This is a genomic window from Shewanella sp. SNU WT4, from assembly GCF_006494715.1.
Lineage (GTDB): Bacteria > Pseudomonadota > Gammaproteobacteria > Enterobacterales > Shewanellaceae > Shewanella.
This window is the reverse complement of sequence record NZ_CP041151.1, coordinates 928,676-941,219: the sequence shown is the minus strand read 5'-3', so window position 1 is coordinate 941,219 and position 12,544 is coordinate 928,676. Positions and strand designations below refer to the sequence as shown.

Sequence of the window (12,544 nt, the reverse complement as noted above, 5' to 3'; positions counted from 1 at the left end):
GTTTGCTGCGAATAACCTAAGGATATTATGTGAAATTTGCCATCATGTTGACTGCGGCGGCCTAAAGCGCCATCACACGAGAAAACTCTAGACTAAGTAGCAGCTTAAGTGAGCAGTATTGCTCGCATGAGAAAAGCTAACTGTGCTAATAGCCGATAATGTATATAATCCGTTATTAGCTTGAGGACGAGATTAATGAGGTAAGGGATTGAAACTACAACAACTAAAATACTTAAAAGCGATTAAGGATAATAACCTCAACGTCTCTAACGCATCATTGGCCCTGTATACATCGCAGCCTGGGGTCAGTAAGCAAGTGGGCTTACTCGAAAAAGAATTAGGGGTCAGAATTTTTGAGCGGCGCGGCAAAAACTTAAGCGGCATCACTGAGATTGGCGAGAAGATTATCGTTCAAGCCGAGCGCATGATAGCTATTGAGCAAAAAATTAAAGTGCTCACTAAAGAGTATCTTGACCCAGAAACCGGCGCGCTCAACATCTATACCACACACACCATAGCGCGCTATTTACTGCCCAACAGTGTGTCGTACTTCACTAAGAAGTACCCGAAAATTAACTTCCATCTGCACCCTACCTTGCCGCTGCAAAGCAATGCCGTGATAAGTAAAGGCTATGCTGACTTTTCCATTGTCGCCCATGACATAGGCTCAGATCAGGACTTAATCGTACTGCCAGCGTATCTGTGGACCTTAGGCTTAGTGGTACCTAAAAATCACCCGTTAGCCAAAGAGCAAGCGCCGACGTTAGCGCAATTAAGCCAATACCCATTACTGAGTTATGAGCAAGGTTCAACTGGGCGGCGCACCCAAGACATTATGTTTGAGCGCGCGGGGTTATCGCCCCATTACTTTATGACGGTAATGGATGCCGATGTGATTAAGCGCTACGTAGAGCTAGGTTATGGCATAGGCATTATCTCATCGCTGGCGGCGCGAGATATTCACAATAGTGAATTGACTTACATTAACTTGAACCACTTATTCCCGCCGAGTAAGGCGTGGATTTGCTTTAGCAAAGATATTTTGCTGCAAAATTATATGTATGACTTTATCTCGTCGTTCTCGCCCCATTTATCTAAAAATGTCGTAGAAAGCGTGATGCATCAACATAACGAAGAGCAAAGCCAGCAACTGCTCGCCAGCCTTAAACTGCCCGTTTATTAAAAGCTTAAGCCAATAAAAAAGGTGTCAGGTCATGTACACATGCGTGTATTGACACTGACACCTTAAGCCCACCAAACACTCACTTGCCATTAACTTAGCAAGCTGAACGTTGACTGACGCTTAGCCTTAATTTGAGCTTAGCTAGAAGCTAACTTGATAAAGATTTGCGCGCCAATCAGCATGAAATCATCATCAATAAAGTAAGGGTTAGCATGCAGGTAGTTGCTAATACCCTTAGCTGAATTACCGCTACCTAAGAAGAACATAGCGCCCTTAGCATCTTTAGCAGCATTAACCATTAAGCTGAAATCTTCGCTACCAGACATAGGTAAGCCATTGGCTTGTAAGCGATCGCTTGGCACTATGCCTTCAGCTACTGTCAGCAAGCGCTGATAAGCTTCAGGATGGTTGATAACCGCAGGGTAACCTACGCAATCCATAGTGGTATTAAAGCCGCGAATTTCACTCTCTTTAACAAACATGTTAAAGCTGTCTTTTAAGATGGCATCGGTTTCAGAGTCCATGGCGCGAATGGTGCCGCGGGCAGAAGCATGATCAGGAATAGCATTCGGAATGCTACCGCCATTAAACATGCCGCAACCAAATACCGCAGGGCTAAATGGATTGGTGCGCTTAGCCACCACGTAATCCATATCCATGATGATGCGGCTCGCTTCGCGAATGGCATCTAAGCCTTTTTGCGGGGTAGAACCGTGAGCCGATACACCGTGAACATTCAAGGTCCACGCTGAGCCATACGATGACATAATGCCATTGTTAAACTTCACTGTGCCGTATTCTAGCGCCGCATCATTGTGCAGTGCATACACTTCACTGATGTTATCCATGCAGCCCAATTCCACCATTTTATTGGCGCCTGGTACTCGCATATCTTCTTCAGCCATTTGGAACACAAAACGCACGTTGTGCTTAAGCTCAGCGGTATTCGCCGCCATATACTTAGCTGCAGTCAAGGCAATGCTCATGTGAGTATCGTGACCACAGTTATGGGCGCAGCCTGGGTGCTTAGAGCTGAACTCATTGTTGGTCAGGTCATCCATTTCCAGCGCATCCATATCGGCGCGAAATGCAATCCAATCCCACTGTGGGTTAATCTCTAAACTAGCCACAAAGCCAGTGCAATCATCATAACGCGTCAACTGGTAACCCGCTTGCTCCATCAACTCGCTGCAATAAGCCGAAGTTTTGGTTTCTGCGCCAGATAACTCAGGAATTTGGTGTAAATGACGACGAGTTTCTTTACTGAACTCAGCCAATGCCAACAACTTAGAGTCTAAGTTAAACGCTTGATATGGATTACTCATTAGATAATTCCTTTCATTTGGAAACCAATCTGGGCGATGATCGATGCGCCGAAGAAACAACAAGTCGATACCAGTAAGAAGATAACGATGACTTTCCAAGACATCTTCTTCAATTCTTCCATCTGCCCGCCCACTGATAAACCAGCAAAGGTCAATAAAGGAACACACACAGATAAAAATTGAATTTTACCCACTGACTCTAAAAAGTAAGTGCGCACTGGGGTTTCTGGTAAACAAATCAAGATGCCAATAATGGTGGCATACGCAAATGTTGGTAGTGAAGATGGTAAAAACTTCTTAGCTACCAAAGACATAAACACAATCAGCGACATAGCGATAAAGCTATGAACCATCTCTAACGGCGGCGTAGCGTTGGTCAGAAACTGAGTAAAAGCAGCTAACAGAATGGCCAGAGAGACCAGCTTCATATCGTCGAGGATCAGTTTCATGTTATTTATCCTTGTTACAAATTTTGTACATCATTTCAGCTAATGGGACCCCTAAGAAGGTCAGCGACAAGGCGCCCAATACTGAAGACAGCAAGTTTGAAGCCGCAGCAATACTTAATACCTGCTGAGCCATTTCAGGATCTAATCCTGAGATCAATGCGCCAGATGCGGCACTTAACATAGAGCCACTACCCACACCAGCGCCTGCGCCTAATGCTAATGGGCTCAAGCCAGTTAATGGCGCTAAGCTGCCTAAGATGCTGAACCATAAGGTGCCAACCACAGAGCCACATAAGTAAATGGCCAGTACGCCCACATATTCAGGGCTACCAGTACCAAAACGGCCTTGGATAACGGCAATCGATGGCTCGCGGCTGATGGATGAACAAGCGCCAATGGCTTTACGACCAAAACCAAATTTGACTGCCAGCGGCACAGCAATGAAGATAGGTAACAGGTTGCCTAACTCTTGGAATAATAACGGCACGCCCGCTTGGATGATGATGTCCAAGTTAGGAATGATCATGCCAGCATACTGAGTGCCTAAGATAAGTAAGCAAAAGCCCACCATCTTGCTACAAAAGCTTTCTTCTTTTTCAGTAAAGACCTTGCCCCACACTTTGATTTTTTGCTTGGTCCAGTTGACCGACAGCAACATACCTATCATTACCGCAAACAACATAGGTAAGATGGATAAGGTGGCAAAGCCTAATTCAATTTTTTGCAGACCAATGATGGCTTGCGAGATAAAAATGACGACGGCGGCTACCGCGACACTGATCAGCACCACACGTGCCTGACTCGATTTAACTTCTTGCATAAGTCGTACTTCTATAATTATGGGTGGTTACCTCAACAAGTATTCACGAGAAGTTAATTAGTAACTGTGATAGCTCTCACTCCCAAGGCTCGATAGATAGATGAAAACGGCATACCATATTCCAAAAATCGCAGACTCGTTACCAAGAGTCGCAATGAGTGTAACAAGCTAATATCTAAGTCGTTTTAACACTGATTACCACCCCAGCAATAAGCGCACCGCGATCAAAGTTTTCACTAAGGCGTGAACTAATACCCCCTAAAAAGCAAAGCGTGACACAAAGCACGCAATCATAGCTATGCGCACTCACGGTTAGTGATAGGCTGACACTTAGGTAGGGACACAAAGACAGGGCAAACAATGACGTTTAAAATTGAAGTCACCTTTCGCCAAGGTAATAACAGGCGCACCCGTAGCTATAAAACCGAACTCTCGGCCAAGCGCAATATTTACACATGGCTCAGCCAGCAAACGAGTAACTATGTTAAAGCTAGCTACTTTTCGCCAGAGTTTGGGCACCTGCAATTTACTGACGCAGAACAATTACAGGAATTTGCTGCCAAGCCAGCCGCTAATTTCTACGCGTCTGAGGCTTGGAGAAAGCTTAGATTTGAAGTGCTGAGTCAGCGGCCAGCGATTTGCGTAGTGTGCCATCGCACACCCACTGAGCATGGGATAAGTTTGCATGTTGATCATATTTTGCCGAGGTCAAAACATCCGCAGCTCGCACTTGATATCAATAATTTACAACTTCTTTGCCAAGACTGTAATTTAGGTAAAAGCGATAGTTAACTTATGGTTTGCCAGTGAATGCACCTAGCTAACGTGGTTAATGCCTCAAGCAAGAGTACTGAAGGCCATACCCAGGTTAGCGGTTATGTCTTAGCGCTAACAGGTGTTAGGGCTAAGACTTAGTGCAGGCAGGTGTTAGCGTGAGCAGCGCTAAGGCAGCAGCGGCCGCTTGGCCACGTAATCGCCATAACCCAAGATTCACAACGGCGGCTATGGCAATTACATGGGTTAACGCTAATGCAGCCATTAATACTGGCGCTGAACAGTGCCATCATTAAAGAATTCAATTTGATTTAATAAACTTTGCGCTTGGTCAGCCATAGATTTACTGGCGGCTGACGCTTCTTCCACTAATACCGCATTCTTTTGGGTCATATCATCCATTTGGCTCACAGATAGTGTTACCTCGCGAATACCACTTGATTGCTCTTTACCGGCATTGTCGATATCACCAATCATGTGACTCACTTCTTCAATGGCGCTAAATAACTCTTTAAAGGTGGTGCGGGTTTGGTCAACGAGCTTAGTACCCTTCTCGACCGCATCAACGCTGTCATTAATCAGCCCTTTGATTTCTTTCGCTGCGCTGCCAGATCGCTGCGCCAAGTTGCGCACTTCTGCTGCCACCACGGCAAAACCGCGTCCTTGCTCACCGGCTCTTGCCGCTTCAACCGCCGCATTAAGTGCCAACAAGTTAGTTTGAAAGGCAATTTCGTTAATCACACTAATAATATCGGCAATCTTATTACTGGAGGCATTAATGTCTTCCATCGCCAAAATGGTGCTCGCCACCACATTACCGCCATCGTTAGCTTTACTCATCATAGAGGTAGATAACACCGCCGCGCGGCTGGCATTTTCGGCGTTTTGCTGCACTGTGCTATTAAGTTGCTCCATGGCGGCTGACGTTTGCTCAAGCCTAGAGGCTTGACCTTCGGTGCGATGACTCAACTCATCATTGCCTGAGGCGATTTCCTTAGCAGAATCAAAGACGGTATTTGATGCGCTACGAATATTGGCGACCATGTCTTTTAATGTCTCGATAAAGTCATTCAATGAATTACCTATGACTTTAAATTCGCCGAATAATTCTTGATCTATATTGCGACTTAAATCCCCGCGCGACATCGCCATTAAAACATTACGGATTTTAGCGATAGTGCGCTTGCGCTCGGTAATATCACTGGCATATTTGACCACCTTAAACGGCTTGCCATTGAGATCAAAAATCGGATTGTAAGATGCTTGGATCCACACCTTTTTACCCGCTTTGCCTAAGCGTAAATATTCGCTGACTTCATATTCACCGCGATTGAGGCGTTGCCAGAACTCTTGATATTCGTGACTGGTTTTATATTGGGGATCAACAAACATGCTGTGATGCTTGCCCCTAATGTCATCAAGGCTATAACCCATAACCTGCAGAAAATTAGGATTAGCATTAATGATGGTGCCATCCATATTAAATTCAATCACAGCTTGCGCCTTACTAAGAGCGTCTAACTGGCCACTGGTATCAGCACTTTTAAATTTTTCGGCGGTAATGTCGGTGGCAAACTTAACCACCTTAAATGGCTTACCATTTAAGTCAAAAATAGGGTTATACGAGGCTTGGATCCACACCTCTTTGCCGCCTTTAGCGATACGCTTATATTCTTTATTCTCATATTCACCGCGATTAAGCTTTTGCCAAAACTCGCGGTATTCATGGCTATCACGCAGGCTTGGCTCAACAAACATACTGTGATGTTTACCTTGAATTTCAGTAAGCTCGTAGCCCATCACGCTTAAAAAATTATTGTTCGCATTGATGATGGTGCCATCTAGATTAAATTCAATCACGGCCAAGGCTTTATTAATGGCAATCAATTGGCCACTGCTATTCACATTATGAAATTTTTGCGCTGTGATATCTGTGGCTAACTCAAGCACCTTATACGGCTTGCCGTTAGCATCTAAAACCGGGTTATAAGAGGCTTGGATCCACACATCTTTGCCGCCGCGCCCAACACGCTTATATTCATTAGACTCATGCTCGCCCCGATTGAGTTTTTTCCAAAACTCTTGATACTCAAAGCTAGCCTTATGCGCTGGTGTGACAAAAAAACTATGATGCTGCCCTTTAACTTCTTCGAGACGGTAGCCCATCATGTCCAAGAACAGCGAATTAGCGGTAATGATAGTGCCATCAAGGTTAAGCTCAACAATGGCTTGCACCTTATTCATAGCAACCAATTTTGCGGTTAATTCTAATAACTCAACACTTGCTTCACTGCCAGACTGCATTGCGCCATTCATATTCAAGCCCTTTTTTAAGCCATACCAGAGTTGTTTTAACATCATAAGAGGGATGCACTAATCAAATAAAAATGCCACGCCAATACCCTAGAGCATTCGGCTGGCTTGGATGTGGTGCTACATGGAATAAACAATGAGGATGACAATCTAGACGCTGAGATACATAACATTAGAATCCATTCCATTGTCGTTAAAATCCTTAGTATTTCAGAGTATAGACCAAGCTTTATTTACCCTCTAAAAATTGTATGAATGTGCAGCAATTACTCTCGCTAAAACACCACCAAGTGTCGGCGCTATAGGATTACCGTGATAAAGCCAACTGCGGCAAGCTAATAGTTGCCATTAAAAAGCCCCGAAACCGTTAAGTATCGAGGCTTATTCGTTTAGCTTTTGGCTTTTGGCTTAAGTGCAGCAGAGGTGTGCGTTGGATAAATCAAATGAAGCAAGACCGCTATCACAGCGCAAAGCGGTACAAATTGCATCATGCAGCACAGTTAAAGCTAAGGCACTGATTTAAATGCATTGTAAAAGGCCGCGCTTAACATCCCCTGATGATACCCTCAGCATAGTTGATTGGGTCATTCACCAAAATTGCTGACCACTATTACCGTACCATTGCGCTACCAAATTGATGAGACCAAGCAAGTTTATGCTGGTTAAATTTGGAACCTGTCGTTGCTAGCATTAACTCGCCTTTGGGCATAAATGAGCTTGATTCTTAGCCCTAACTCATCAGTGTCGGGTTGAAATGTCTATGGGTTAACGTTTGAACTCAGCGGCTGCCGAAGGCAGTCTGCTGCAACTAAGGGTCATGTGGCGCACAAATTATGAATGATCTATTTGAATATCATTTGGAAACGGCTTCCCTTGACCTGTTTCAAGCATATCTTTAAGACTGAGTAAAAATACAGCCCACTTCGTATTGCAATGAGCCATAAACTCGGTTGCCTCTTCCCAGTTTGAATGGATAAACCTTACAAAAGTTTGCTCACCTTTGGCTTCCAAATGAAATGAAATTTCCGTACCCACCCATGACTCTGGGACATTTCCTAAATGTTGCCAGCAGACTGTTTTGTTTGGGACTAGTTTGATAACGGTAAAGTCTGGGCCACCACCGTTAAAACGAAAATTGATTATTGAGCCTACACCGCCAGCCCCAGTGGTGTCATGAGTCCACCATTTGGCTAGCCCCTCATTTGTGGTCAATGCTTGATAAACTTTTTCAGGTGAAGTTTTGATACCAACTCGATGAGTTATATCTACCATGACATCCTCCGTAAATGTAATAGACACATAACGTTCAAAGCGTAGCGAGGTCTAGCCCCCCCGCAGGGGCGATGCTGCCTTTGCTTGTTAAATGCTAGAGTTCAAATATTGCCACGAGCTTTATCCATTTCATAAAGCGCATGACCATCTCCATCCTCTATTGCTTGGTAATAAATTGGATCTTTTAATTTGTCTATTTCATTTGAAAGTGACAAAACCTCATCATCAAGGCTTTCGACTTTTTCCCGTAAGTCTCGATTCTCTGACTCCAGTTCATCAAATCTTTCTTGTAGCCTTAAAATTGAATCGTTTGTAGCAGGAAACCTATTCATTTCGTGCCAAACACCAATAAACAAAGCGCCTAAAGATACCCATATTAACCAATCCATACTTTGTTCTCCTTATGGCATTTAACTTCTTAGTATTTATGCGCGTCTACCTCATTAGACCAGTTAAAACGCGCACAGCCAACCATCTGTATTTAAAGGAACTTATCATAATTCCGTCAAATACAGTATGCGGAAAAATGCGCAAACAGTCGCGCTAAACGCCTAAGCCTATTTGCATCAGAAGCATCGGCATTATGAGCATGGGGATTTAGGATTTTGCTATGCCACAAAACAGCGCTATCTGCCTACTACGTTATCCCCATCACAATTCAAATGCACTTAGATTTAAGAAAGAGAACACTAAAGCCCCCCCACATTGACCCCTAATCATTCTGGGAGGTCGCCCAATAGTATTGAATTTAACTGGAGGGGTACTAACAAAAAAGCCCGCAAACACTAGGGTTGCGGGCTTTTTAGAAGTACTAGTACTTGGGCAATACGTTTACATCATGCTGCACAGTGATGCATAAATCACTGATTTTATAGAACTTAAAACTGCAGCCAACAAAAAATACCCCTGATTATACCCGCCATCTATAAACATATAATAGTTTCGAAGTTAGCGTAACGATATGGCTCGGTATGCACCAGAACGTGAAGATGCATACTGGCAATATAGTCGTTTTTCAGCTCGGGCGGCTTTTCGGCTTGAGGTAAATAACCTTTGAGCACGACCGACTTATCATTATTTCAACCTGTCCAACCACAATATCATTTTCCGGCGTATTGCAGCTAAATCGCAGATCCAAGCCCTTTTCCCATCACCAACAAATCAAACACCACCTTCGCAAACAATGCCGACTTGTTAGGGTCGCTCAACAGCTGCATCATTTGGTTTTGTTGTGCCTCATTGCTATCAAGGATGGCATCATCAATCGCTTTTGAAAAATCCCCCAGCATGGCTTGATCGGGTGAGTTATTGGCGATTTGAGTCATAACTAAGGCATTCTCGCCGACTTTGTCGCGGATGGTGTAGGCGTAGTTGACCATGTCGGCATCGGTGAGCTGATCGGTAATAAACAGCTCATTGAGGCGGCTGATAATTTGCGACAGGAATTCTTCTTTTTTATCTTTTGGCCGTGCAGTCCCTAAGGCTTCGTTTGGCTCAAGGTTGTTATCGCCGTTGTTTTCTTTTAGCTGCAAATTCTGTTGGCGAATTTTCGATACGCGGTAATGGCTTAGCATCACGTTGTTCAGGTCGATATCATCTTCATCAACAATGGTCTCGCGCAGCATCGGGCGCAGGTTACGGGCGTAGAGGCAGAGCTTTTCTAAATTGGTATCGTCGTAGTCGACAATTTGCGACATAAACTCGTAAAAACGCACAAAGGTGCCTAAGTCTTTTTTGAAGATCTCCAGCGCATCTTTTTCTTTTTGGCAGTCTTTTAAGCTGTTTTCTGCATTGGCAATTAACACCGCATCGCCAGTCTTTTTGGTGCGTTCAAACATCTCTTTGGCTTGCTTGAATGCATCCACAGCCGATTTGTAACGCTTTTGCCAGCGTTCTACCGCCGGTTTGCAGATGTTGGCGATTGCTGCGTTAGATTTATTGCTTTCGTAGAAGTAGGTGCAGAACTGCTCTACTTCATGCCAAGTGAAAATGCTTTCGGCGCGCAATTTGTCGTATAGCTGGAAGATGAGATTTGGATCAGACACATCCGCCAATTCTGCGGTTTGATAATAAGGCTGAAACGCTGCAAGAATTTCTTCCGGTTCATTAAAGAAATCCAGCACATAAGTGCCTGTCACTTCTTTGCTCGGATAGGTGCGGTTTAAACGCGACAATGTTTGCACGCATTCCACGCCGCCGAGTTTCTTATCAACATACATCGCACACAGTTTGGGCTGGTCAAAACCGGTTTGAAACTTGTTGGCAACGATCATCACTTGGTAGTCATCGCTATCAAAGGCTTTGCGCATATCGCGGCCTTTGAGATGTGTGTTCATATTGGTTTCAGTGAATTTCTCACCAATCAGCGCGGCAGAATTTGGATCTTTTTCGCTAAATTCCACCTCCCCCGAGAACGCCACCATGGCTCGAATACTTTGATACCCTTTTTCCGTGATGTATTTATCAAAGCCCAGTTTGTAGCGCACGGCCTCTTTACGCGAGCTGGTCACCACCATAGCTTTGGCCTGGCCGCCTAATAATCCCATCACGTTGTCTTTAAAGTGTTCAACAATCACCATCACCTTTTGGGCGATGTTATGGTCATGCAGGCGAACCCATTGGTTTAATTTTACTTTGGCTTTTTTGCTATCGACTTCTTGGTCAGTACCGTTAATTTTTTGCGCAAGGTTATAAGCCACTTTGTAGTTGGTGTAGTTTTTCAGCACATCCAGAATAAAGCCTTCTTCAATGGCCTGGCGCATGCTGTACACATGAAATGCCGCAGGCTTATTGGTTTTCGACGCCGCTTCATCGGGCTTGGGTAAGCGGCCAAATAGCTCTAGCGTTTTGGCTTTGGGCGTGGCGGTAAACGCGAAGTAACTTAAATTGGTCGATACACGGCGCGAGGCAACAGCGGCAGCGATAATGTCATCGGCACTTAAGTCTTCATCCTCGTCTTTGGTTTCCACCATCAGCACTTCTTTTAACTTGCGTGCGGTAGAGCCGGTTTGGGATGAGTGCGCTTCATCGGCAATAATGGCGTAGCAACGCTCTTTCAGCGATGCGCTCTTTTCGATGGCTTGCAGCACAAACGGAAAAGTCTGAATGGTGACGATAATAATCGGCTGTGAGCTTTGCAGTGCGCTGGCCAACTTCTCCGATTTTGAGCCGTCGCCTTCTTCGCGGTTGATGCGCCCGACCACACCATCGGTATGTTCAAACTGATAGATGGTGTCTTGTAACTGCGCATCCAGCACAGTTCTATCGGTGACGACTATCACCGAATGAAACTGCTTATTGCCCTTTTGGTCGTACAGCGATGAAAGCTGATGAGCAGCCCAGGCAATCGAATTGGATTTACCAGAACCGGCACTGTGCTGGATCAGATATTTTTGGCCAGCACCCTCAGTTTTTGCGGCATGTAACAGTTTTTTCACCACATCCCATTGGTGATAACGCGGGAAAATCATGCTCTCTTTTTTGTACTTACGGCCTTCCCAGTCTTCTTTTTCTTCAATGTGCAAATGCACAAATCTGGCCAGAATATTTAAAATATTGTCCGGCAGCAGTACTTCATTCCAGAGGTAATCGGTGGCATAGCGCGAAATATCTTGCGGAATATCGTTACCGGCAGCGCCTTCACTGGTGCCTTTGTTAAAAGGCAAAAAGTACGTGTTACCACCAGCTAGTTGCGTGGCCATATACACCTGATATTGGCTGACGGCAAAATGAACAATAGCGCCGCGTTTAAAGGTCAATAAAGGTTCTGGCTTTTTGGTGGTTGGGCAAATCGGCAAGCGCGTAGTTTTGTATTGCTTAACTGCATTATCAACCGCTTGTTTAAATTCTGATTTTAACTCCAAGGTGGCAATCGGGATGCCGTTCACAAACAACACCAAATCAATACGCCACGCTTTAGCTTTGCTGCCAGTTTCTAATAGCTCAGCGTCAGTGGCCCAAGGGCTGTAAACCAATTCCGGCACTAGCCGCAGGCGGTTTTGCTGATAGCGCGCCAGCGTATCAGGGTTTAAATCATGCTCGGGTTTAAATTGGCACAGCGTTAAACGCACATTACGGTCGCGCAGCTCATGGCGCAGCACACCGAGCGTGCCGAAGGTGCGAGAGTCCTTGTGTGTGGCATTTGGGTCGGCTTTATTCAGCTGCGCTGCAACTAGTTCCAGCAGCTTTTGCTCGGCGTTATGCGGATACAGCGTTTTAAACTTTTGCCACTGCACATCTTGAGTGTCTTGTACAAAACCCAACAGGTCTTCAGGGTATAACGCCAGTTCACGATTGTATTTTTCCGGCTGCCCCAGCTGCCAGCCACTGGCCAGCATTTGCCGGATAATGTCGTTTTGAAACACGCGTTCAGTTGACTGATCAGACATCATAAATCCCTTTATTCTTT

10 protein-coding genes and 1 pseudogene are annotated in these 12,544 nt (G+C 44.9%); 3 read left to right on the top strand and 8 right to left on the bottom strand.

Going from position 1 to position 12,544, the window contains the following annotated elements; genetic code table 11:
- The first annotated feature begins 208 nt into the window (after positions 1 to 208).
- Positions 209 to 1,183 (top strand): LysR substrate-binding domain-containing protein, encoded by a 975-nt coding sequence (locus FJQ87_RS04210; protein WP_140930825.1) that lies wholly within the window; start codon positions 209 to 211, stop codon positions 1,181 to 1,183.
- A 137-nt stretch (positions 1,184 to 1,320) separates the two neighbouring features.
- Here the strand turns inward: FJQ87_RS04210 and FJQ87_RS04205 are convergent, their stop codons facing one another.
- From FJQ87_RS04205 to FJQ87_RS04195, 3 genes are read right to left on the bottom strand one after another with little or no spacing between them, the layout of a single operon-like run.
- Entirely contained in the window at positions 1,321 to 2,508 is a 1,188-nt protein-coding gene (locus tag FJQ87_RS04205; protein WP_140930823.1) for an amidohydrolase, read from the bottom strand.
- Positions 2,508 to 2,957 (bottom strand): hypothetical protein, encoded by a 450-nt coding sequence (locus FJQ87_RS04200; protein ID WP_140930821.1) that lies wholly within the window; start codon positions 2,955 to 2,957, stop codon positions 2,508 to 2,510. The genes FJQ87_RS04205 and FJQ87_RS04200 overlap by 1 nt, the downstream gene beginning before the upstream one ends.
- A gap of 1 nt (position 2,958) precedes the next feature.
- A complete protein-coding gene (locus FJQ87_RS04195; RefSeq protein WP_140930819.1) occupies positions 2,959 to 3,777 on the bottom strand; it encodes a DUF3100 domain-containing protein in 819 nt (272 codons plus the stop codon).
- Positions 3,778 to 4,137: 360 nt separating this feature from the next.
- On the opposite strand from FJQ87_RS04195, the gene FJQ87_RS04190 reads away from it, so the two are divergent.
- Positions 4,138 to 4,569, top strand: coding sequence for an HNH endonuclease signature motif containing protein (locus FJQ87_RS04190; protein WP_140930817.1), 432 nt, complete (start codon positions 4,138 to 4,140; stop codon positions 4,567 to 4,569).
- Positions 4,570 to 4,681: 112 nt separating this feature from the next.
- Here FJQ87_RS04190 and FJQ87_RS18920 read toward each other — a convergent pair whose 3' ends face one another.
- From FJQ87_RS18920 to FJQ87_RS04175, 4 genes are all read right to left on the bottom strand, one after another.
- Positions 4,682 to 4,816 (bottom strand): hypothetical protein, encoded by a 135-nt coding sequence (locus FJQ87_RS18920; RefSeq protein ID WP_276613156.1) that lies wholly within the window; start codon positions 4,814 to 4,816, stop codon positions 4,682 to 4,684.
- On the bottom strand, positions 4,816 to 6,867 hold the full coding sequence (locus FJQ87_RS04185; RefSeq protein WP_168195136.1) for a methyl-accepting chemotaxis protein: 2,052 nt from the start codon (positions 6,865 to 6,867) through the stop codon (positions 4,816 to 4,818). The genes FJQ87_RS18920 and FJQ87_RS04185 overlap by 1 nt, the downstream gene beginning before the upstream one ends.
- A gap of 828 nt (positions 6,868 to 7,695) precedes the next feature.
- Positions 7,696 to 8,136: an SRPBCC domain-containing protein gene (locus FJQ87_RS04180; protein ID WP_140930813.1), complete on the bottom strand. Its 441-nt coding sequence runs from the start codon at positions 8,134 to 8,136 to the stop codon at positions 7,696 to 7,698.
- A gap of 101 nt (positions 8,137 to 8,237) precedes the next feature.
- Positions 8,238 to 8,525 (bottom strand): hypothetical protein, encoded by a 288-nt coding sequence (locus FJQ87_RS04175; protein ID WP_140930811.1) that lies wholly within the window; start codon positions 8,523 to 8,525, stop codon positions 8,238 to 8,240.
- 136 nt (positions 8,526 to 8,661) lie between these two features.
- Here FJQ87_RS04175 and FJQ87_RS19015 point away from each other — a divergent pair.
- Positions 8,662 to 8,793, top strand: a pseudogene (locus FJQ87_RS19015) (recombinase XerD); the annotation flags it as partial.
- A 464-nt stretch (positions 8,794 to 9,257) separates the two neighbouring features.
- Here FJQ87_RS19015 and FJQ87_RS04165 read toward each other — a convergent pair.
- A complete protein-coding gene (locus tag FJQ87_RS04165; protein WP_140933986.1) occupies positions 9,258 to 12,524 on the bottom strand; it encodes a DEAD/DEAH box helicase family protein in 3,267 nt (1,088 codons plus the stop codon).
- Positions 12,525 to 12,544: the final 20 nt, after the last annotated feature.